This is a genomic window from Flavobacterium sp. 245, assembly GCF_004362055.1.
GTDB lineage: Bacteria > Bacteroidota > Bacteroidia > Flavobacteriales > Flavobacteriaceae > Flavobacterium.
The window spans coordinates 26,223-50,712 of record NZ_SNXB01000008.1; the positions used below are offsets into that span (position 1 = coordinate 26,223).

The 24,490-nt window shown below is 35.2% G+C and carries 15 protein-coding genes; 9 read left to right on the forward strand and 6 right to left on the reverse strand.

Translation table 11 applies throughout. The features are described from left to right. The first annotated feature begins 152 nt into the window (after window positions 1-152). The 3 genes from EV145_RS15370 (at window position 153) to EV145_RS15380 (ending at window position 3,269) form a co-directional block, all read left to right on the forward strand. A complete protein-coding gene (locus EV145_RS15370) occupies window positions 153-428 on the forward strand; it encodes a hypothetical protein (RefSeq protein WP_133526087.1) in 276 nt (91 codons plus the stop codon). Between the two features lie 95 nt (window positions 429-523). Next, window positions 524-2,581, forward strand: a complete 2,058-nt coding sequence (locus EV145_RS15375; RefSeq protein WP_243739273.1) for a tetratricopeptide repeat-containing sensor histidine kinase — start codon at window positions 524-526, stop codon at window positions 2,579-2,581. Further along, window positions 2,571-3,269 (forward strand): response regulator transcription factor, encoded by a 699-nt coding sequence (locus EV145_RS15380; protein WP_133526088.1) that lies wholly within the window; start codon window positions 2,571-2,573, stop codon window positions 3,267-3,269. Before EV145_RS15375 ends, EV145_RS15380 begins: the two co-directional genes overlap by 11 nt. Before the next feature lie 130 nt (window positions 3,270-3,399). Here the strand turns inward: EV145_RS15380 and thiL are convergent, their stop codons facing one another. Then, complete coding sequence (gene thiL, locus EV145_RS15385) at window positions 3,400-4,446, reverse strand: thiamine-phosphate kinase (RefSeq protein WP_133526089.1); 1,047 nt, start codon at window positions 4,444-4,446, stop codon at window positions 3,400-3,402. 189 nt (window positions 4,447-4,635) lie between these two features. Beyond that, on the reverse strand, window positions 4,636-8,691 hold the full coding sequence (locus EV145_RS15390; RefSeq protein WP_133526090.1) for a T9SS type B sorting domain-containing protein: 4,056 nt from the start codon (window positions 8,689-8,691) through the stop codon (window positions 4,636-4,638). A gap of 234 nt (window positions 8,692-8,925) precedes the next feature. Between EV145_RS15390 and EV145_RS15395 the strand changes: the two genes are divergently transcribed. Further along, on the forward strand, window positions 8,926-9,405 hold the full coding sequence (locus EV145_RS15395; RefSeq protein ID WP_133526091.1) for a DinB family protein: 480 nt from the start codon (window positions 8,926-8,928) through the stop codon (window positions 9,403-9,405). Window positions 9,406-9,450: 45 nt separating this feature from the next. Further along, on the forward strand, window positions 9,451-9,948 hold the full coding sequence (locus EV145_RS15400) for a DinB family protein (protein WP_133526092.1): 498 nt from the start codon (window positions 9,451-9,453) through the stop codon (window positions 9,946-9,948). Window positions 9,949-9,986: 38 nt separating this feature from the next. Here EV145_RS15400 and EV145_RS15405 read toward each other — a convergent pair whose 3' ends face one another. From EV145_RS15405 to EV145_RS15420, 4 genes are all read right to left on the reverse strand, one after another. Further along, window positions 9,987-10,943, reverse strand: coding sequence for a helix-turn-helix transcriptional regulator (locus EV145_RS15405; protein ID WP_133526093.1), 957 nt, complete (start codon window positions 10,941-10,943; stop codon window positions 9,987-9,989). A gap of 110 nt (window positions 10,944-11,053) precedes the next feature. Beyond that, window positions 11,054-11,671, reverse strand: coding sequence for an outer membrane beta-barrel protein (locus EV145_RS15410; protein ID WP_133526094.1), 618 nt, complete (start codon window positions 11,669-11,671; stop codon window positions 11,054-11,056). A 260-nt stretch (window positions 11,672-11,931) separates the two neighbouring features. Then, complete coding sequence (gene lepA / locus EV145_RS15415) at window positions 11,932-13,728, reverse strand: translation elongation factor 4 (protein ID WP_099717971.1); 1,797 nt, start codon at window positions 13,726-13,728, stop codon at window positions 11,932-11,934. A gap of 163 nt (window positions 13,729-13,891) precedes the next feature. Further along, on the reverse strand, window positions 13,892-14,608 hold the full coding sequence (locus EV145_RS15420; RefSeq protein ID WP_133526095.1) for an NUDIX hydrolase: 717 nt from the start codon (window positions 14,606-14,608) through the stop codon (window positions 13,892-13,894). 598 nt (window positions 14,609-15,206) lie between these two features. Between EV145_RS15420 and EV145_RS15425 the strand changes: the two genes are divergently transcribed. The 4 genes from EV145_RS15425 to EV145_RS15440 all read left to right on the forward strand — a co-directional run bounded on the left by EV145_RS15425 (window position 15,207) and on the right by EV145_RS15440 (window position 24,250). Then, a complete protein-coding gene (locus tag EV145_RS15425; RefSeq protein ID WP_133526096.1) occupies window positions 15,207-17,696 on the forward strand; it encodes a glycoside hydrolase family 2 TIM barrel-domain containing protein in 2,490 nt (829 codons plus the stop codon). Window positions 17,697-17,810: 114 nt separating this feature from the next. Beyond that, on the forward strand, window positions 17,811-19,817 hold the full coding sequence (locus EV145_RS15430) for a glycoside hydrolase family 97 protein (protein ID WP_133526097.1): 2,007 nt from the start codon (window positions 17,811-17,813) through the stop codon (window positions 19,815-19,817). 52 nt (window positions 19,818-19,869) lie between these two features. Then, window positions 19,870-22,104 (forward strand): glycoside hydrolase family 3 C-terminal domain-containing protein, encoded by a 2,235-nt coding sequence (locus EV145_RS15435; protein WP_133526098.1) that lies wholly within the window; start codon window positions 19,870-19,872, stop codon window positions 22,102-22,104. A gap of 199 nt (window positions 22,105-22,303) precedes the next feature. After that, entirely contained in the window at window positions 22,304-24,250 is a 1,947-nt protein-coding gene (locus tag EV145_RS15440) for a sialate O-acetylesterase (protein WP_133526099.1), read from the forward strand. The last annotated feature ends 240 nt before the right edge of the window (window positions 24,251-24,490 follow it).

Here is a 24,490-nt window from a genome sequence, read left to right on the forward strand (position 1 = left end):
ACGTCCAGTGACTATCATTTGGGCATGATCTACCATAAACTTCATTTTTCATGTAAATTTTTTTTGTTGATGGGTATAATTTTACCAAACCGAAACGCAAAGAGCGTACGGTCCCAAAAACAAAAAATCAAAAACACTTAATACCTCAGATCATGAAAAAAACAGCTTTAACTTTCGGATTATTTTCTTTAGTAATGGTAGCAACTTCTTTTACAACTCCTGAAAATACATATTTAGCTTCTTCAGATACTATTAAAATTTTATCTATTGACGGTGGAGCAACAGGAAGAACAAAGAAACTTGATTTTCAAGATATTGATGGTGGTGCGACAGGTAGAACAAAAAAACTTGATTTTCATGGAACAAGTGATCAAGCAAGCTTTGCTAGTGTAAATCAATCATTTGGATCAGATAAAAAAATAGACTAATTTTTAGAAGTAATATATAGCAAGGCTGTCAATTTATTGACAGCCTTTTTTTATGTGCATAGTTTTAGTATTTTTGGTAAAACTCATAAGGACAATTGAAAGAAAAATGTAAAATACTATTACTTTTATTTTTTGCTTTATTCGCTTGCAATAAAGATTTAAAATCAGATCAAGATTTAACTTCTGCCAAGGATAGCCTTCCTACTTTTCTTTCATTAGCAAATGAAAGCAGTCTTCCTTTAGAGATAAAACAAAGCTACAATCAAAAAGCGTTGCGCATTATTTTAGAGCAACAAGATGATTCTCTTAATAAAGTCAATCTTTTTAAAATTGCCAATCGTTATTACAATATGAGCGATTGGAAAGGGTATCTGAGAACCACTAATTTAATTTTAGAAAGAGCGGAAAAATCAAAAGATTCCGTTCATATGGCAAAAGCCTATACTTATTTGGGAGATTATTACGACTCTCAATCTGTTTCTGATAGCGCCTTTATGTATTATTTTAAAGCTGAAAAGTTTTATTTGAAAATAGATGATCAATATAATTTGGCAAAAACATTTTTGAGTAAAGCAAGCCTGCAATATAATGAGGGTGATTTTTTTGAAAGTGAGATAGCAGTTTTCAAGGCTTTAAGCAGTTTGAAAAAGCAAAAAAAAGTGAATGAGTTATATTATGAGAGCTATAATCTTTTAGGGATTTTATATAATGAAAGAGATGAGTACGAAAAAGCACTTGAGTTTCAAAATAAAGCTTTGAAGATTTTAGATGATAAATCAATACCAAATGAGTTGCAATACAGAGCAGCTTCATTAAATAATATTGGCTTTATCTATATGAATATGAAGAATTATGGGCAAGCCAAGCTTTTTTTTGAACGAGGTTTAAAGGAAAAAAATCTTTTTGAAGACCGAGCGGGTCTTTATGCTATTTTACTGGATAACTTGGGTTATTCTAAATTTAAACTTAAAGAGTCTAGCGAATTGCCAGATTTGTTTTATGAATCCTTAAAGATTAGAGATAGTCTTGGTCTTTCGTCTGGTGTTGTGTCTTGCAAAATTCATCTATCTGAATATTTTGCTTTTAAAGGGGACACTTTTAGAGCGCTTCAATTTTCAAAGCAAGCTTTGAGCTTGTCTCGAACATCAAGTAAGCTGGTCAATACTTTAGAGGCGCTTAAACAAACAGCTTCCATAGATCCTAAAAATGCTTCCATTTATTCTGCGGAATATATTCGGTTGAATGATAAGATGTTGAAAGCGGAACGAAAAATGGGAGAAAAATTCTCTCGAATTGAATATGAAACCAATGAAATAAAAGATCAGAATTCGAATCTTCAGGAAAAAAACAGAACTTTAGTATATGTATTCAGTATCTGTACTTTGGTAGGTTTGTTTTTTTATGTTTATAAAACGCAACAGGCAAAAAATAGAGAATTGCTATTCAAACAGCAGCAACAGGTTGCAAATGAAGATATCTATAATTTGATGATTTCACAGCAAAACGAAATTGAATCAACGCGAATTAAAGAAAAGAAAAAAGTTGCGCAGGAGCTGCACGATGGAGTTTTGGGCCGAATGTTTGGTGTTCGAATCAGTTTAGACAGTCTAGATAAAATTGATGAAGCGCAGGCGGCAGCGAAACGAAAAAAATATTTGACGGAGCTGAAACATATTGAAGAAGACATTCGTGAAATTTCACATGATTTAAATAGAGAAAAATCAGAATTAATTAATAATTTTGTCGCGATTCTGATGAAACTATTTGAAAATCAGAGAAACACGTATAATTCAAAATTAATTACGACATTTGATTCTCATATAAAATGGGATCTTGTAAGCAATACTGTCAAAATTAATTTGTACAGAATGATACAAGAAGCGCTTCAAAATTGCAATAAGTATGCAGATGCCGATACGATTACAGTTGAGTTTAAAAGTGAAATAAATTATTTAGTTTTGTCTATTGCGGATGATGGAGTTGGTTTTAATGCGAAGAGAACTAAAAACGGTATTGGATTGCACAATATTCAATATAGAGTCGCGGAATGTAAGGGTACAGTTACTATAAAATCTGCCAAAGGAGAAGGAACACTTCTCACAATTAAAGTCCCAATCGATCAAAAAATTAACCTGCAAAATAATGACATTTGATTTAACAGCTCCAATTTCGCATTTAATCACGCGAAACATTTTAATTGTCGACGATCATCCCTTTATTATTGAGGGATATAAAAACGCTATAACGCGTTATAATCCAAAGGAATATGATTTTCGTATTGCTCAGGCTTACGACTGCAGATCGGCTTATGATTTATTAGAAGATGAATCAACGCCAAAATTTGATGTAGCATTTTTAGACATCAGCATGCCGGCTTATGAGGAAAAAGAAATATTTTCTGGAGAAGATCTGGCAAAGCTTATTTTGAAAAAAATGCCAGACTGTAAAGTGATTCTGCTTACGATGTATACAGAACTCTTAAAAATAAAAACCATAATCAGGACAATTAACCCAAATGGATTAATTATTAAAAACGACCTTACTTTTGATGAGCTTCTTCTTGCTTTTGATAAAGTGATGAAAAACGGAAAATATTATAGCCAGTCAGTGGTGAAAATGGTGAATCAGTCACCACATAATTCTATTGAAATCGATCAATTTGATAAACAGATTTTATTTCATTTATCAAAAGGAACACGAACTGAAGATATGTCGCAATACATTCCCATTTCTTTAGCCGCAATTGAAAAACGTAAAGTCAATTTGAAAGAATTGCTAAAAATAAGATCTGGTTCTGATGAAGAGCTTTTAAAAGAAGCGAAAAGCAAAGGGCTTTTTTAGATTTTAGATTAAAGCACGCGCCACTTGATAAAAAAATATCCCAACAGACTTCATAAAGTCTGTTGGGATATTTTTTTATAATTCAGTAAGTCTGCGACTGAAACCTGAAACCTGCGACTGAATACTAAATCTACTCGCTCAAAGCATCCCAGCCACGTGCTTTTAAAGCAATTTTTGTGTTGGCGCGGGTTACAAGATGGATTCCTTCGTTTTCTTCTGCCATATGGCCAATAATAGAAAAATTTGGATTTCCTTTTATTTTGTCAAAATCGTTGATGTCAATAGTAAACAAAAGTTCATAATCTTCTCCGCCATTAATGGCAACAGTTGTACTGTCGATATTGAACTCTTCACAAGTCGAAATAAATTGCGGATCTAATGGCAGTTTATCTTCATATAAATTACAGCCCACTTTTGACTGTTTGCAGATATGAATAATTTCTGAAGATAATCCGTCAGAAATGTCAATCATTGCAGTTGGTTTTATTTCAAGTGCATGTAAAAGCGTACGAACATCTGTTCTTGCTTCTGGTTTTAGTTGTCTTTCTACCAAATAGGTGTAAGGATCTAAATCTGGCTGGCTGTTTGGGTTTACTTGAAAAACTTGTTTTTCGCGTTCTAAAACCTGCAACCCCATATAAGCCGCACCGATATCTCCTGTTACAACTAATAAATCAGTTTGTTTGGCTCCATTTCTGTACACGATTTCATTTTCATCAGCTTCGCCAATTGCGGTAATGCTGATAATTAATCCTTTTTGAGATGAGGTTGTATCACCTCCCACAACGTCAACTTTATATTCTTTTGCAGCATGTGTAATTCCTTCAAATAATTCTTCAAGAGCTTCTAATGGAAAACGATTAGAAACGGCAACAGAAACCGTGATTTGTGTTGGTTTCGCATTCATTGCACAAATATCAGAGATATTCACGACAACTGCTTTGTATCCCAAATGTTTCAATGGCATGTAAGCCAAATCAAAATGCACGCCTTCGATTAATAAATCTGTTGAAACAACTGCTTTTTTATCTTTAAAATCTAAAACTGCTGCATCGTCACCAATGCTTTTTAAAGTTGATTCTTGTGTAACATCAAAATTTCGGGTTAAATGGTCAATTAGGCCAAATTCTCCTAATTGTCCTATACTGGTGCGTTGCGGATTTTTATCTTCAATCATTTTTCTGAGTTCCAAAGTTATTTAGATGCAAAGGTACAAAGGTTTTTTTTAAAGATGCTAAGATTCTAAGATACTAAGGTTCTAAGTTTTTTTTAGCGTGTTTATTCTGTAGAGGCGCACTACAGTACATCCATGTCTCGTTCTTTCATCATTGTTTACGCATTTTGGGGTGTCTCTACATTTGTCAGATTATCGCTTTAAACTGAAATGAGATCTAAATACTTCGCTGATTTGGTCTTTTGTGTAAAAAACCTGAAACCAATAATCAGAAGAGGGAAGTGGATTTCCGTTATAATTTCCGTCCCAGCCTGGACCCGAAGGACGAAGTTGTTTTATGAATTTGCCATAACGGTCGAAAATGTTTATCACTGCATCTGGCTGTGCAGTAAGATCTGTGATGTTCCAAGTATCATTGTAGCCATCGTTGTTTGGCGTAAAAAATTTAGGATATTTAAGCACATTGGCAAAGAGAATCAGATTGTCGCAGTTTCCTTTTGTGTCTTTTATGGTTACTGCGTGTTCGCCTGAATCGACGTTAGAAAAAACAGTGCTGGTTTGAAAATCGCCATCATCTAATTGATATTCATATGCTCCAAAACCATTGGTTAAGTTTACAATAAGGTCAATGTTATCTTCAAAGGCATCTGTAACGGTTAAAGTTGCAATTGCTGGACTTGACTTTTCGACTTTAACTGTGGTCGAGTTATAACCACAGTCAGCACCAATAGCCGGAGCTATTTTGTTGGGAACTACGGTATAAATTCCTTCTTCTTTTGCAGCATAGTTGGGTCCGGTGCTTATTTTATTTCCGTTGAAAAACCAGTCAATAGTGTATTCGTTAGCGTTAAGTCCCGAGTTTAATTGCGCTGGACTCAATAAAGTTCCTGTTTGAAAATCGACACAGATTACGCCATTTTTTATTGCAAAATCTTTCAAAGGATAAATGGTAATGTTAAAATCATCTTGTGAAGTACAATTGGAATTTGTTGGCGCTGCTGCATAGATGTACATTCGCTGCGAAGCGTTTATTTGCTCGCCAGCAACATAATGCACTCCTGTTGCATTTGGCCCGCTATAGTATTGTCCGGTTGCTAAAACAGGCAATGTATAGCTTTTGCAGACGGCAATATCTGGAATGCTGGCTAATTTTGGCGTAGAAGAAATATTTACCTCAAAGCTCTTTTCGCTGGAACAAGTAAGTCTATTTCCTGCAATTGCATAAACATAAACGGTCTGTGAAGTGGTTAAAACTGTTCCAGCCGGAATAATGGTGCCTTTTCCTCCGGGCTGTGAATAGTAATTACCCAATTTTAGAGGCGGTAATGTATAGTTGTCGCAAACAGTTATATTGTCGAAAGTGCCAACATCGATTCCGTTAATATTAATTTTAAAAAAGGTTTCATTGCTGCATTTTGCAAAATCAGGCCATTCGTTATAGATATAAATGGTTTGAGTTGTGCTTATTATTGTTCCCTCAGCAAGGAGGCTTCCTGAACCATTTGGTCCTCCTGTTGCAGCATAATATTGTCCGTTTTTTAATCTAGGAAGCCTAAAATTACTACAGGTGACGACATCTGTAAAATTGTCGACAAGAGGCAATGGTCTGATTTCGACAACAAAGCTATGTTCGTTGTTGCATTCTGTTCCAACGGAAAATATATAAATCGTCTTTGTTTCGGTAATTTTATCTCCAGCGATCAATGGAGTTCCGCCACCATTTGTATCGGTAAAATAATTGCCATTGGTCAACGCAGGCAATGTATAACTGTTGCATTCTAATCTATTGCTTGGTGTGTCAACTAAAGGCAGCGGTTTTATGGTAATCTGATATTTTAGATCAATTGTGCAATTGGGTGAAGTTGTAGTAACGGCATAATAATATATTGTTTGTGAACTAGTAACTACTGTTCCAGCTGGAATATTTTTGCCTTGACCGCCGGGACTGTCATAATAACCGCCTATTTCTACTGCCGGTAAAGTATAACTTCCACATTCAGAAATTGGGACAAAACGTTGGGAGTTAATAATGTCTATTTTAAAGGAGTTTTCATTAGTGCATCTTCCATCATTTGCAAAAACATACAATGTTCGGCTAGTGGTTATTTGATCGCCGGCATTTAATCCATTTCCCAAACCTCCTGACAGCGAATAATAATTTCCATTTAGCAATGGCGGTAGGATATAGGAGTCGCAAGTCACTATATTATCGGGCTTATCAACTTGGGGTAAGGGATGCACAATAAATGGAACCGGTATGTCACGGCACACTGCTCCATCAATTACGGCATAATAATATATCGTTTGGCTAGAAGTAAATGATGTACCTCTAGGAATAGGATCTCCTTTTCCTCCAGGTTCAGTAAAAAAGCCACCTGCAAGTACAGTAGGAACGATGTATGTGCCACAGTCTTCTTTTGGAAATTCTATTTTGTCAATAAATGTGAGACTAAATGTGTTTTCATTAGTGCAATTGTTAGGCATGGGACCGCTGTAAATATAATAAGCCCCAGGTTGGGTAATTACATCTCCGGCATTTAGTCTTGTTCCTGTTCCATTTGGGCCAGTGTAATAAAAGCCAAAATTTATAGGAGGCAATGTATAACTGCTGCAGGCAATAACATCTGGAAGATCATTTACTTGTGGAAGTGCATATATAATGATATTGAAATTCACAGTTTGATAACAGAAAGAATTCTGAATGCTTTCAACTCTAACCCAAATTGTTTGTGGCGACTGCGATAAGGAAGAACTAAAAAATGCAGGATTTAAAATGCGATTTGAACCACTATTCGCTTCTGTTTGGCTCAAATGATAGGTAATTTTATAATCAGAAGGATTTAACCCATTCAAAATGTTACTTTCCTGAACAGTTAAATCAACTGGAACCCTTCCTGATCTTGTATTGCAAAAACTTAAATCGGGAGGTTTTATAATGTTTATTGGAGCGGTGACAAGCAAGTCAAATGAAATCAAATTGTTGCAAAAAGTACCGTTGTTATTTAGAGGAATTGCTTTGATATATATTGTTTGATTGCCAACACTTGTAAACGAGTTTAATTGATTTTGTGGGATTGCGGGAGCGTTTGCATTGGCTGCTGCCAAAGTGCTGAAATATAAAAGAGAATATGCTGCGCTATCAAGTCCTAAAGTAGTTAGGTTATTCTGAGTTAAATTATAACTATATATTCCATTTGTTGTATAACAGGCAATTAAATTTTGAGCAGGTTTAACTACTAAGTCTGTAATTTTTACTTCATCTTTTATAATACATCCAGAAAGAGTGGCAGTAACGCCATAAATTCCAGATTTATCAATAGTCAATGAACTGTTTGTTTGGCCAGAAATAACAGTGCCGTCAAGAGTCCATTCATATGAATAGTTTCCGACAAGTCCAGATTGGAGTGTGATTTTTTCGCCTTCGCAAATGGTTCTGTCTGGGCCTAAATCCATGGCTGTGATAAAACTGCCACCTTTTATAAAGACCGCCGAATCGTAACTGCTGTCATTGTAATCGCCTATTGCCAGTTTTATACTGTACGTTCGATTTGGAATTACGGGCGAAGTGGCTGTTAATACTTTAGTTTCACCTCTCATATTTATTGCTGATGATGGAGGATCAGTCACATTATAATGATCAAATAAATTAGCATTGGCTGATAAACAGGAAGAATTATATTGGCTGTCTCTTATGTTTTTTACCGAAACAGGCGTTGATGTGCCGGGAAGTACCGCAAGATTTGTAGCAACTCCAGTTGTTAAATCGGTTAAAATAAAGGCAAAAACATCGCTGAAACCACATTGAAATTCACCATATTCATTTGAAGCAAAAAGAAAATCAAAACTAAAATTACTTGACAAAGGTGTGAACTCAAACTGAATATAACTCACATCGGTAATGGGCACCATTTGTCCATTGTTGTCGCTAATTGTTTGCAGATCATTGTCACTGCTATTATTTAATTGACTGCTTTCGTTGCCAGCGGTGTAGATTCCTTCTGTATGTTTCGCTATTCCATTTCGAATAATAATACCTTCTGAAATTGGGAAATTAGGATTTGTATTTGTGAATTTGCCAATACCTTGATGTGATGAAAATTTAAAGTTGCTTTCGTTTGCGCAGGCATTTTTCATCAACTCTTCGCGAACAAGCTCAGGAATACTCAAAGTTGTAGTGTCCACTATGATCCCCTGTGACAAAGATATAGTCGAGTAAAATAATAAAAATAGAAGTAGAGATTTTCTCATTATCCTGATTTTATTAAATGGGGAGTTTAAAGATACGAAGGTTTTTTATTTTAAATCAATGAATGTCAGTATTTTACATTAATTATTGTCTGCTTGTAAAATGTCTTTGCAAAATCAGATGAACGTTTTATGCAATCTCTGGCTAATTTTTTAAATTATTTTTTTACTGCTGACAAACTGTTGTCACCAGCCCATTTTACTTTTGATGTATAGAAAAATTAAAACTTTAAAACCATGAAAACATTAGAAGCACAAGTAATCACTTCAGAAGATTTATTGAAACACTGGCAAGGGCACAGAGCACTAACACGCAGATTAATTGAGTTATTTCCTGAGAAAGATTTCTTCGAATTCTCGATTGGAGGAATGAGACCTTTTTCAAAATTAGTCGATGAACTTTTGGCAATTGCGGCTCCGGCTCTTAAAGGAATTGTAAATCGTGACAGTCAGCCTTATACGGAAGGTGCCGAAAAACTGATTTTTAAAGCGCAGTATCTTGAAAAATGGGATGAAGCGACTGAAGAAATCAATAAATATTGGGAACAATTATCTATTGAAGATTTTAGCGAAAAATTTAACCTTTTTGGCCAATATGAATTTCCAATCATTCAAAATATTTTATATTTTATTGATAATGAAGTACATCACCGTGGTCAGGCTTATGTATATTTAAGAGCTTTAAATATTGAACCTCCATTTTTTTGGGAAAGATAACTTGCAATTCGTTGTAACTTTATTCAAAATCTAAAATTTACTGTTATGAGTTTAAAAAAGATAATGTCAAATTATGCCGATTATAATTTATGGGTAAATCAGCAATTTATAAATTGGCTTTCGCCGAAATCAGACGAATTGCTTTATGCAGAAGTACCTTCGAGTTTTTCAACTATTATAAAAACCCTTGATCATATTTGGTCAACAGAAGAATATTGGTTTTCTGTTATTTCTGAAACCGAGATGTCAGAAAAAAAGCCAGAAACAGAATTATCAAGAGAGGAAATCTTTGCAGGCTTATTAAATTCATCTACAAAATTGAAGCATCTTATCAATTCATTATCAGAAGAAGATTTGAGTAAAGAAGTTAAGATCGTAAATCCGTGGTTTGAATGCGAACTGCCAATTTCGGAATATTTGATCCAGGTTATTAATCACGGCACGTATCACCGAGGCCAGATTGTAACAATGGGACGAAATATCGGAATTACTGATGCATCAAACACAGATTATAATTTTTACAATGTTGTAAAACAGAGATAAAACAAAAAACTCCCGAAGATAGTCTCTCGGGAGTTTTTTTATAAAAGCCTTTGTTTGTTTATTTCTAATAACTCTAATGCACGAACTTTAAGCCTTTCGGGTTCCAGAATTGTGGCATAATCTCCAAACATTAAAAACCAGCGCGCAAATCCACTTTCGATATCACGGCACATAAAGGTCATTTCGATTTTTCCATCAATTTCTTTTTCAGAAACATAGCCATGATATTTTTTTTCAGAGGCTAAATATCTCGCTATTTTTTTCTCGATTAAGATTCGGACTTTTGTAGTTGGACAGGTTTCTGTTTTAGTCAGATAGGTTTCGAGCGCATCGTGTTCAATTGTAAAGTCGGATTCTGTTTTTCGTATGCCTTGAATTCTGTCTGTTCTAAACTGACGATAATCTTGCCGTAAATGACAATATCCTAGAAAATACCAATTGTTATTATCATGAAAAACGCCTACAGGTTCAATATTCCGCTGTGTAGTTTCGTCGGTATCAAAAGTTTTGTACTGAAGCAATATTTGTTTTTTCTCGGCAATACCTTCAAAAAGAACCGCTAACGTATTTGGCGAATTATCATTGAACATCGGCTCCGCCGTTTGCATTACAACTCTCGATTCAATATTTGAAACCCAATCTTTATCAGTGCTTCTCAAAACCGATTTTAGTTTATACATCGCCGATGCATAATGATTTCCTAAAGAAGGATCAGTAAATTTCTGCATTAATTTTTCGGCGGCAATAAAACTGCTGACTTCTTCACGCGTGAACATTACCGGCGGCAATCTATAACCTTCCATCAAAGCATAACCAACTCCGGCTTCACTGTAAATAGGAACTCCAGAAGCTTCAAGAGTTCGAATATCTCTGTAAATTGTTCGAAGACTGCAGTCAAAACGATCTGCCAATTCTTGTGCTTTTACAATTTTCTTGGATTGTAATTGAATAAGAATAGCTACAATTCGGTCAAATCGTTTTGGGGTTTCGTCCATTTTTTAAGGTGCAAAGGTTCAGAGATTCAAAGTTACAAAGGTTAAAGGTTTTGAGAAATAAAAAAGCTGTCCCAATTTGGAACAGCTTTGTATGCAAATCTCTGAACGATTTAAAATCTATACAAAAGACCAAACTTAGGCTGATCAAAGATGTTTTCGAACAGGTTGATGTTTAATTCGAATGTATTTGAAGAAGGACCATTTTCTGGAGCTACACTATTATAAGATAAAATGTTAGCAAGAACAAAAGTCACCGCAATATTTTTGGTTACAAAGTAGTTTAAACCCACATTTATGTTCGCAGTAAGGCTGTTGCTGTCATCAGAATTTCCGGGAGTCTCAACTTTGTTTCTACCATAGCCTAATCCAACTTCGCCATACGCTTTAAAGCGTTTTTTGTCTAATTCTAATACATAGTATCTTGCAAATCCGCCAATACCGAAGATATTGGTTTTAGTGTTAGTAGATTCATATTCATCACTTGAAAAACTAATTTGCGCGCCAACGGCAAATTTGTCATTGAGGAAATATCCAAATTTGGGATTAAAAGCATAAAAATCGCGATCACCGCCAGTGGCAATTTGCAAAGCACCTTCTATAAACATATCACCATGAGCAAAGGTGATTCCTTTTGCAGTATTCATTTCAGAATTAACCTGATCTTCTTGCTGGGCATTTGCAAAGTAAAAAGTAAACAAAGCTAAAATAATTGAAAATTTGGTTTTCATAATCTTACAGTTTAAAAGTTGTAGGATTAAAAATACATTTTTTATTGTAAAATTAACTTTAAGTTCGATGAACTGCGTTAAAAATCAGATGTTTAAGTTTTTTTTATTTAAAAAATAAGATTAATCGTACTTAAAATATCTTTATTTTTAACTAACTGGTAATCAGTTTAAAGGAAAAAACAAAAAACCCGATAACATAAGTTTATCGGGTTTAAGTCTATATTCTATTTTCTTTATTCTTTTTTCTAAATAAAAAAAATCTAGTCATTAAGTTTCAAAACAGCCATAAATGCCTCTTGTGGAATTTCAACGTTTCCAACTTGTCTCATACGTTTTTTACCTTTTTTCTGTTTTTCAAGCAATTTACGCTTACGCGAAATATCTCCACCGTAACATTTTGCAGTAACGTCTTTACGAAGTGCTTTAATCGTTTCACGAGCGATGATTTTCGCTCCAATTGCAGCCTGAATCGGAATGTCAAATTGCTGTCTCGGAATCAATTCACGTAATTTTTCGGTCATTTTTTTACCAATGTTGTACGCGTTATCTTCGTGAATCAATGCAGAAAGCGCATCTACAGTCTGAGCATTTAAAAGGACATCCAGTTTTACTAATTTCGAAGTTCTCATCCCGATAGGAGAATAATCAAAAGAAGCATAACCTTTAGAAACTGTTTTTAAACGATCATAAAAATCGAATACAATTTCCGCCAAAGGCATATCAAAATTCAATTCAACACGTTCTGTTGTCAAATACGTTTGATTCGTAATTTGACCACGTTTTTCGATACATAAACTCATTACGTTTCCTACGAAGTCGGCTTTTGTAATGATAGTTGCTTTAATATAAGGTTCTTCAACTCTATCTAAACGAGAAGGTTCAGGTAAGTCAGAAGGGTTATTTACAACAAATGCAGTTTCCGGATCTTTTTTGGTGTAAGCCAAATACGAAACGTTAGGAACTGTAGTAATTACAGTCATATCAAATTCACGCTCTAAACGCTCTTGGATAATTTCCATGTGAAGCATTCCTAAGAATCCGCAACGGAAACCAAATCCTAAAGCCGCAGAGCTTTCAGGAGTAAAAACTAATGAAGCATCATTTAATTGCAATTTTTCCATAGAAGAACGCAAATCTTCGTAATCTTCAGTATCAACTGGATAAATTCCAGCAAATACCATTGGTTTTACATCCTCAAAACCAGTAATCATATTCGTTGTCGGCGTTTTGGCATCGGTTAGAGTATCTCCAACTTTTACTTCTTTCGCTTCTTTAATTCCAGAAATCAAATATCCAACATCTCCCGAAGAAATCACATTTTTAGGAACCTGATTTAATTTTAAAGTTCCAATTTCATCAGCAAAATATTCATTGCCTGTAGCCATGAATTTAATTTTTTGCCCTTTTTTGATTTCACCATTTACAACTCTAAAAATTACTTCGATTCCACGAAACGGATTGTAAACCGAGTCAAAAATCAAAGCCTGCAATGGCTCATCAGGATTTCCTTTTGGAGCAGGTATTTTTTCGATAATAGCCGCCAAAATATTTTCAACACCAAAACCTGTTTTTCCAGAAGCGTGAATAATATCTTCCAATTTACATCCAAGTAAATCAATAATATCGTCACTAACTTCCTCTGGATTAGCACTTGGCAAATCGACTTTATTTAAAACCGGAATAATTTCCAAGTCATTTTCTAAAGCCAAATATAAGTTCGAAATAGTCTGCGCCTGAATACTTTGCGCAGCATCAACAATCAAAAGCGCACCTTCGCAGGCAGCAATCGATCTTGAAACTTCGTATGAAAAGTCAACGTGACCAGGAGTGTCAATCAAATTCAGGATATATTCTTCACCTTTATAAGTATATTCCATTTGTATGGCGTGACTTTTTATGGTAATTCCACGCTCGCGCTCCAGGTCCATGTTGTCAAGCAATTGTGCTTTTTCTTCACGAGCTGTAACGGTTTGTGTAGCGCCCAATAATCGGTCTGCCAGTGTACTTTTACCGTGGTCAATGTGTGCAATAATGCAAAAGTTACGTATCTTCTTCATTTTAATATATCAGTTCTCTAATCGAGTTTAAATCTTTTTTTGGGTATAAATTGCACTGCAGCAATTGCTTTAGCGCATGTTATTAAGGCGCAAAGATAGCGCAAAGTTTTGGATTCTGAAATGTAGTTGTAGGATACTTGCCTGCCGAAATTCAAAACGGGTATTAAAATTCAAAATTGAATCCTTTTTCGGTCAGTTTTTTGTAAATATCAGGATCAAATTTATACAATTTTGCAGCTCTGTGCGAAACGTCTTTTTGTTTTTCATCAAGTGCAACAAGGAGTTTCATGTGGAGAATTTTTCGTCGGAAATTAGATTTATCCAATTCAATCCCAAGAATTTCTTCATAAAGATGCATCAGCTGCAGTAAAGTAAATTTTTCAGGTAAAAGATTAAAACCAATTGGCGCCTGACGCACGCGGTTTTGCAACTGCATCAAACTGAAATCCAGAATTTCGTTGTGGTCAAAAATCAAATCCGGAATTTCGCTTATTTTGTACCATTTTGCTTCTATAACTTTTAAACTCGCTTTGATATTATAATCTTCGCGGTTTACCAAGGTATAATAGCCAATAGTAACAACACGTCGTTCGCTTACGCGGTTCGGATTTGTAAATGCTTTTAACTGCTCCAAGTAAATATTGTCAAGCTTTGTAAGTTCATAGACAATTCGTTGTGCAGCATCATCAGCACTTTCGTCTTTTTTAAGATAACCGCCCAGCAACCCCCATTTTCCAATACTTTCTCCTTCGGCATGCTGCACTAATAGCACTTCCAGATTAGCTTTATTGAATCCGAAAATAACGCAGTCAATCGTAATGCCATCTACGGCTGTGCTGCTATCAGGTATTTCATTTTTTCTTGGAGAAGGAAATGTCATTTTGCTTTTTATAAACAGTGTTTAAAATTCGAAATTAAATCCTTTCGCTTAATTTATTGTAAATCTCAAGATCAAATTTATACAATTTTGTGTCTCGTTGCGAAACATACCGCTGTTTTTGATCTAAAAAACTAATAATGACATAATGCAGAATTTTTTGCCTGAGATTTGATTGGTTCATTTTGATGGCTAAAAAATGCCTTTCTAATTTACTTCCAGATTGACAAAATGCGCTTCATTGTTTTTATTATCTAATTTTAAGAAAAGAAACAGCTAATTAGTAAAAATAAGTGCTAATTAATTTCAGTTAAATGAAAAATAGGCATGATATTTTGCCAAAATAGAAAATTAGCATTATACTTGTGGTCGAATTAACCATAAGATATTTTAGTTTAATTAGAGGTTTAAAAAATAAACTTGCTGGTTGACCAAAGCATAAACGTGTTTATAAGAAATAAAAGCCCTGTTGCAGATGATGTTTGTGTAATTTAAAGCTTTAATTACTTAGATATGTAAAACTAACCGGTAGGTGATTGATACAGTCATGTAATGGTATGTTTATATTTGTTTTTCAAAAATTTTCAAAAATTATATCAAAATGAAAAATAAAAGAAAATATTTAAGCGGCAGCCTGGCAGTACTACTGCTGGCAGTAATAACCTTATTCACGTCATGCAATAAAAACGAAGAGGCTTTCAGCAACCGAAAAGTTTCTTTTAATTCTGATTGGAGTTTTCATCTCAATGACAGCATCGTTGATAAAGATACTATTGGAGCGGCAACAAAATGGAGAACATTAAATGTTCCTCATGATTGGAGCATTGAAGGAAAATTTGATGAAAAAAGCCCTGCAGGTTATGGCGGAGGTTCTTTAAATGGCGGTTTAGGCTGGTATAAAAAAACATTCAAAGTTGCGGCAGAAGACAGCGCAAAAATAACTTCAATCACTTTTGATGGTGTTTACAAAAACAGTGAAGTCTGGATAAACGGACATTTTTTAGGAAAACGCCCAAACGGATATATTGGTTTTCAATATGAGATTTCGCCCTATTTAAATTATGGAGAAAAAAACAATGAGATAATTGTTAAGGTTGACAATTCAAAACAGCCAAATTCGCGCTGGTATTCGGGTTCAGGGATTTTTAGAAATGTCTGGATCGAAACGACAGATAAATTACATGTTGCACAATGGGGAACTTATGTGAAAACGCCAAAAGTTACTGCCGAAAAAGCTTCTTTAAATTTTGAAACTACGATTCAAAATCAAAATGCAGCTTCAAAAAAAGCAGTCGTAACAACTACTATTTTTAAAGAAGATACTAAAGTAACATCTGTTACTCAAAATATAACTATTGGTGCAAATGCCAATCAGATTATCAAACAAGAAGCACAAGTTGAAAAACCAATTTTATGGTCTGTAGAAAAACCTGAATTGTACACAGCGGTTACAGAGATTTCGGTAGATGATAAAATTGTCGATCAATACAAAACCAATTTCGGAATCAGAGATTTTAAATTTGATTTAGACAAAGGTTTCCTTTTAAACGGAAAACAAGTAAAAATTAAAGGAGTTTGTATGCATCACGATTTAGGCCCATTAGGAGCTGCAATCAATACAAGAGCGATCGAACGTCAATTAGAAATTCTGAAAGGAATGGGGGTAAACGGAATCAGAACTTCTCATAATCCGCCTGCTCCAGAACTCTTAGATCTTTGCGACAAAATGGGGTTCATCGTTATGGATGAAGCTTTTGATATGTGGAAAACAAACAAAACAAAATACGACTACGCAAACGACTGGGAAAAATGGCATAAAAAAGATTTGATTGACCAATTGCTTCGTGATCGTAATCATGCAAGTATTTTTATTTGGAGTATCGGAAATGAAATTCCAGATCAATGGAGCGAAACTGGAGTACAAATTGCCAAAGAATTAACTGGAATTGTACGTGATTATGATAAAACCCGACCAATTACAGCCGCTATGAATCCGCCGGTAAATATGAATATGGATGAGGTGACACTGCAATTTGAAAAAAAGAATGTTCAAGTTAATCCAATTGCTGCCTCTGGAGTTTTAGATTTAATTGGATATAATTATGCACATCAAACGTATGAGCACCATAAAGAATACTTTCCTAAAACACCTTTTATCGCAACCGAAACAACTTCAGGTCTGGAAACGCGAGGTTATTATGACAATGTTTCGGATGTTGTAAAAAAATGGCCGGTAAGATGGGATCTTAAATTTACTGATGGAAACCCTGGCAATACGGTTTCGGCTTATGATCAGGTTCAGGCGCCTTGGGGTTCTACGCACGAAGCGACCTGGAAAGTGGTTAAAAAGCACGATTATCTTTCTGGAATGTACATTTGGACTGGTTTCGATTATATCGGAGAACCAACTCCTTATGAATGGCCATCAGTAAGTTCGTATTTCGGAATTGTAGATTTGGCTGGTTTCCCAAAAGATGTCTATTATATGTACCAAAGCGAATGGACAGACAAAACGGTCCTGCATATTTTTCCGCATTGGAACTGGAAAGTCGGACAAACGGTTGATGTTTGGGCTTACTATAATAAAGCAGATGAGGTTGAACTTTTTCTTAACGGAAAATCAGTTGGAATCAGAAGCAAAAAAGGAGATGACTTGCATGTAATGTGGAGAATTCCTTATCAGGCTGGAACGCTAAAAGCGGTTTCTCGCAAAAATGGAAAAACAGTTTTAGAAACCGAAATAAAAACGGCTGGAAATCCTGAAAATTTAAAATTGACTGCAGACAGAAGTACCATTAAAGCAGATGGAAATGATTTGTCGTTCATTACAGTTGATATTTTGGATGAAAATGGAACTTTGGCTCCAAATGCAAATAACGAAATCAACTTCTCTTTAAAAGGAAATGGAAAAATAGTAGGCGTTTGCAGCGGAGATCCAGTAAGCCACGAATCGTATAAAGGTTTCAAACATACTGCTTTGAACGGAAAATGTTTAGTGATTGTTCAATCGGATATTCAATCAGGAAGATTAGAATTAACCGCGAAAGCAAAAGCATTAAAATCTGCAACAATTGTAGTTACATCAGAATAATAAGTTTGCGGGTTTAAAAGAACAGCAGATGAAAAATAGTTTTTATTGAGTTTCTAAATCGGGCGAAAGCCTAATTTTTGCCCGATTTATTAAAAAATGAATTAAGAAAATATCATGAAAAAATATCTGATTCTTCCCGCGTTATTACTTTCAATTTTGATTGGATACAGCCAGAAAAATAAAAATGCTTACGAATTGGCCTCGCCAAACGGGAAAAATAAAATCAAATTTGAGCTGGTAAAAAATACGCCAAAATATGCTGTTTCACACGGAAAAATTGAAGTGATTTCTCCATCAGAAATGGGATTTTTGTTAAAAGGAAATGAAGATTTAAGTTCAAATTTTGATATTGAAAACGTCAAAACTTCTTCTTTTGATGAAACTTGGGAACAAGTTTGGGGAGAAAAGAAAGACATTAGAAATCATTACAATCAATTAATTGTTGATTTACAGCAGAAAAGCGGAAACAAAAGAAAATTACAAATTCAGTTTCGTGCTTTCGACGACGGAGTTGCATTTCGATATGTTTATCCAAAACAAAATGTAAAAGACAGTATTTTCATTATGGATGAAAAAACAACTTTTAATTTAAAAGAAGACGGAAAAGCATGGTGGATTCCGGCAAATAGAGAAAATCGTGACGAATATCTTTTTAAAGATTCGCCTGTAAGTACACTCGATACGGTTTTAACACCGCTTACAATTGAAAGTAAAAGTGGTTTAGCCTTAAGTTTTCATGAAGCAAATTTGGTCGATTTTGCCAGTATGACTTTGGTAAATATAAAGGGAACCGAATTAAAATCGGATTTAGTGCCGTGGGCAGATGGTGTAAAAGTTCGTGTGAAAGAGACTTTTACTTCTTCTTGGAGAACGATTCAAATTGGAGAAAATCCAGGTGATTTGATTACCTCTTATTTGGTTTTAAATTTAAACGAACCAAATAAATTAAAAAACACAAACACTTATTTCAAACCGTATAAATATTTAGGAATTTGGTGGGGAATGCACATTGGAAAATACACTTTTTGGGAAAGTGACAAACAAGGCGCAACAACCAAACACGCCGAAGAATATATTGATTTTACGGCCAAAGAAGGTTTCCATCATTTATTGATCGAAGGCTGGAACAAAGGCTGGACGCCGGGCTGGTATGAAAACCGTATGCACATGTTCAGTTTTACCAAAACTGCTGACAATTTCGACTTAGAAAAAGTAGTGGAATACGGAAAGAAAAACAACATCGAATTAATCGGATATCATGAAACAGGTTCAAACTTGATTAATTACTTAAAACAAGTTGACGAAGGTTTTGCTTTATACAAAAAACTCGGAATTCATACGGTGAAAATTGGTCATGTAGGCTCTAAGCTAAATATGAAACAAATGCATTTTGGGCAGTTTGGAGTAAATTATTTCAGATATATTTTAGAAAAAGCGGCACAACATGATCTAGCCGTATTATACCACGAATCAATAAAAGATACTGGCGAACGAAGAACGTATCCAAACATGGTTTCAAGAGAAGCGGCGCGTGGACAAGAATACAATGCTTGGAGCGAAGGAAACCCGCCCAACCATTTAAGTATTATTCCGTTTACAAGATTGCTTTCTGGCCCAATGGATTTTACGCCTGGAATTTTTGATGTTGAGGTGAAGCAAGGATATGCGGGAAAAAGAATTCAAGGAACAGTTGGACAGCAATTGGCATTGTATGTAACGATTTATTCTCCAATTCAAATGCTTGCCGATCTTCCTGAAAATTACGAAGGAAAACCAGCTTTAGAGTTCTTAAAAGATGTTCCAACAGATTGGGAAGACACTAAAATCTTGGAAGGGAAAATTGGTGAATATATCACAACGGCAAGAAAAGACAGAAATAGTGCCGATTGGTATTTAGGAACTTTGACAAATGAAAAACCAAGAAATGTAGCAATTTCATTAGCATTCCTTGATCCAAATGCAACTTATGAAGCACAAATTTATGTTGATGCCGAAGGCACTGATCAAACGCACAATCCAGAAGCAGTTGCCATTTCGAAGAAAACGGTAAAAGCTTCAGATGTTCTTAAGTTACATCTAGGCGGAGCCGGCGGTGGAGCTGTAAGATTCAAAAAATTATAATTATTTTAGATTTAAAAACCACATAACTATCAAAAACTAAAAACCACAATCAATGAAAAACAAATTTATATACTTCTCAGCAGCGCTGACGCTTATGTTTTTTGTTTCGTGTAAAAATGAAACACAAAACTCAGGTTCTGAAACGGTTCAGAAAGAATATCAAGGAAAAGAAATCGGATCAGAACATGATGCCGAAATAGATAAATTAGTTTCTCAAATGACGCTTGAGGAAAAAATTGGAATGTTGCACGGAAACAGTATGTTTAGTACAGGCGCTGTAGAACGTTTGGGTATTCCCGAATTAAAAATGGCCGATGGACCGCTAGGAGTTCGTGAGGAAATCTCGAGAGACAGCTGGGCACCAGCCGGATTAACTAATGATTTTGCAACGTATTATCCTGCGGGTGGCGGTTTGGCTGCAACTTGGAATGCTGAAATGGCGCATACTTTCGGAAATAGTTTAGGCGAAGAACTGCGAGCAAGAGATAAAGACATGCTGCTTTCGCCAGCAATTAATATGGTCAGAACACCGCTTGGAGGAAGAACCTATGAATATATGTCTGAAGATCCGTTTTTGAATAAAAAAATTGCGGTGCCTTTGATCGTTGGTTTACAGGAAAAAGACGTAATGGCGTGCGTAAAACATTATGCAGCAAACAATCAGGAAACAAATCGTGATTTTGTAGACGTTCAAATGGATGAGCGTACACTGCGCGAAATTTATCTTCCGGCATTTGAAGCTTCGGTAAAAGAAGCAAAAGCATATGCAATAATGGGCGCTTACAATAAATTTAGAGGAGAATATTTATGTGAAAATGATTATATGCTGAATAAAATTCTTCGTGATGAATGGGGATTTAAAGGCGTTGTAGTTTCAGACTGGGCTGCGGTGCATTCAACAGTGAAATCACTAAAAAACGGACTCGATATTGAAATGGGAACACCAAAACCATTCAACGAATTTTTCTTGGCAGATAAATTAATCGCTGCTGTAAAAGCGGGAGAAATTGCAGAAACTGAAATTGATCTTCATGTAAAACGTATTTTAAGAGCTTTGTTCCAAGTAAAAGCAATTGGCGCAAAAGATCGTACGAAAGGAAGTATTTCTACAGAAGCGCATTATCAAGATGCTTATAAAATTGCTGCGGAAGACATTGTATTATTGAAAAATAGCAACAATGCATTGCCTTTAAAACTAGACGGAGTTAAATCTATTGCCGTAATTGGTAACAATGCGATGAAGAAAAATGCTTTAGGCGGATTTGGAGCTGGAGTAAAAACAAAAAGAGAAGTTACACCGCTTGAAGGTTTAAAAAACAGATTGCCTTCTTCTATAAAAATCAATTATGCCGAAGGTTATTTAGAGCGTTATGACGAAAAAAACAAAGGAAAACTCGGCGATATTACATTAAACGGTCCCGTAACTATTGATGAATTAGATCCAGCAAAAGTACAAGAAGCGGTTGAGGCAGCTAAAAAATCTGATGTTGCGGTGATTTTTGCAGGTTCAAATCGTGATTATGAAACAGAAGCTTCTGATAGAAGAACTTTGAAATTGCCTTTTGGTCAGGAAGAATTAATCAAAAAAGTATTGGCAGTAAATCCAAGAACTATTGTGGTCATGATTGCCGGAGCTCCATTTGATATTGATGAAGTTACTAAAAAATCGCCTGCTGTAGTTTGGAGCTGGTTTAATGGTTCTGAAGGAGGAAATGCATTGGCTGATGTGTTGCTTGGGAAAGTAAATCCGTCAGGGAAACTGCCTTGGACCATGCCTAAAAATATTATGGATTCGCCAGCGCACGCTACAAAAAGCTTTCCAGGCGGAAAATCGGTAAATTATGCAGAGGGAATTTTGATAGGTTACCGTTGGTTTGATACTAAAAATATTGCACCGTTATTTCCTTTTGGTTACGGATTGTCATACACCACTTTTGCTATTGAAAACAGTAAAACAGACAAAACTTCTTATACCTCAAATGACGTAATTTCTATTTCTGCTGAAGTAAAAAACACAGGCAAAGTTGACGGAAAAGAAGTTGTTCAAGTATATTCTTCGAAAACAGATTCTAAAGTAACCCGCGCTTCAAAAGAGTTAAAAGGCTTCAAAAAAGTATTCGTAAAATCGGGCAGTTCAGAAACGGTTACTATTCAAATTCCGGTAAAAGAATTGGCCTATTATGATGTTTCAGCTAAAAAATGGACAGTTGAACCCGGAAAATATACTTTAAAAATTGGCAACTCATCAAGAGATATCAAAACAGAGATTGCTATAACAATTCAGTAATTAAAAAAAACAATGGGAGCGAAAGATCAAATAATACGGTCTTTGATTCTCAAGTTTTAAATACTATGATCGAAGGATCACAGTAAAATAAAAACAGTAAATTTACCATATAAGGAATATAAGTGATTTAAGTTCAACCTCACAGTTAGCTTGACGTTACTTATGTTCCTTATATGGTTTACTATTTATATTAGAAAAAATGAAAAAAATTATAGTCTTTTTTTTACTTGCATGTGGCATAATTGCAAATGCCAATGTCAAAATGCCGCTACTATTTTCAGACGGAATGGTATTGCAACGCAATAAAGCAATCCCTATTTGGGGTTTTGCTGATACCAATGAAAAAGTAGAAATTCATTTCAATAAACAAATCAAAAAAACACAGGCCGATAAAAACGGAAAATGGACAGTCAATTTAGATGCTGAAAAAGCAGGCGGACCATTTGAACTTGTTGTCATCGGAAAAAATAAAATCACGATTAAAAATGTTTTAGTTGGTGAAGTATGGATTTGCAGCGGACAATCAAATATGGAATTTCAGGTTTCTAAAACCATAAACGCCGAACAAGAAATGAATAATGCCGATTATCCAATGATTCGCCATTTTGGTGTTGAAAGGGATTTAAGCGGAAAACCAAAAGACGATTTAAAAGCTGGAAAATGGGAAGTTTCTAGCAAAGAAACGGTTGGTAATTTTACCGCAGTTGGGTTTTATTTTGCCCGAAAATTATACGCCGAATTAAAAATTCCAATCGGAATCATCAATACTTCTTGGGGCGGAACCAATGTTGAAACCTGGACAAGCCGTGAAGCATTCGAGAATAGCCCAGAATTTAAAAACATGATTGTCGATGTTCCGGTTATGGATGTTGATTCTATTTCAAAATTGTACGCACAAAAAATGAAAGAAAGAATCGAGAAAATTCAAGGAGCTCCAGTAAGTACAGCAAATGAGAATACTTTCAAAGAAGTTTCTTTTGATGATGCTTCTTGGGGCGAATTAAATACGCCAAGTATATGGGAAAGTCAGCATCTTGGCGATTTAGATGGTGTAGTTTGGATGCGAAAAACCATTACACTTTCCGCAGAAGACATTAAAAACAAAGCAACTTTAAGTTTAGCAAAAATCGACGATGAAGACATCACGTATGTAAACGGAATTGAAGTGGGAAAAAATACCCAATGGGATGCCAGACGTATTTATCAAATACCAGAAAACGTTTTAAAAGAAGGGAAAAATGTAATTGCCGTGCGAATTGTGGATAATAGTGGAGGTGGAGGTATTTATGGAGAATCTGAAGATTTAAAGTTAACCGTTGGCAGCAAAGTTCTTCCGCTTGACGGAAAATGGAAATTTAGAGTTATTGCTGTAAAAACGGCTTTATCGCCAAATAGTTATCCTTCTTTATTATATAATGCAATGGTAAATCCGTTGGTTCCTTATGCTATCGAAGGTGTTTTGTGGTATCAGGGCGAGACTAATGTTTGGCGCGCCAACCAATATAAAAAAGCGTTCCCATTAATGATCACTGATTGGAGAACAAAATTCAAACAAGGTGATTTTCCTTTTTATTTTGTACAATTATCAACTTTCGATGAGTTTGGAGGAAACAGCAAAAAAGGAAGCCGTTGGGCAGAACTTCGCGAAGCACAATCGGAAACTTTAAAACTGAAAAATACCGGAATGGCTGTTACCACAGATATTGGAAACGCAAAAGATATTCATCCAACAAACAAACAAGACGTTGGATTACGTTTGGCAGCAATTGCCTTAAATAATGTTTACGGCAAAAAACAAGTTTTTAGCGGACCCACATACAAATCTCAGGAAATAAAAGGAAACCAAATTATTCTGACTTTCGATAACATCGGTGGCGGGTTGTCAACGCCAAATGACGCCGAATTAAAAGGTTTTGAAATTGCTGGTACCGACAAAGTTTTTCATGCCGCGAAGGCAATAATTAAAGACAACAAAATAATTGTTTTAAGCGACGAGGTTCAAAATCCCGTTGCGGTGCATTACGGCTGGGCCGACGACGATACGCAGATTAATCTTTTCAACAAAGAAAAATTCCCTGCATCGCCTTTCAGAACAGATAATTGGGAAATGGCTTCGGCAAACGAGAAATATAAGGTTAGTAAATAGTTATTAGTCCTTAGTTACTAGCCCTTAGTGATTAGTCTTTAGTGATTAGTAAATGCGGTCGGGCTATCCGCTCCGCGGTGGCGGATTGTTAGTGTCCCTCGCGCGCATAAAATGACTATAAACCTCATTTAAGTTTTTTATCCTAACAGGTTTTGAAAACCTGTTAGGTATCACATAGATTTTTATTAGTTTTAGATATTCAATAAAAACCTAACAGGTTTTCAAAACCTGTTAGGATAA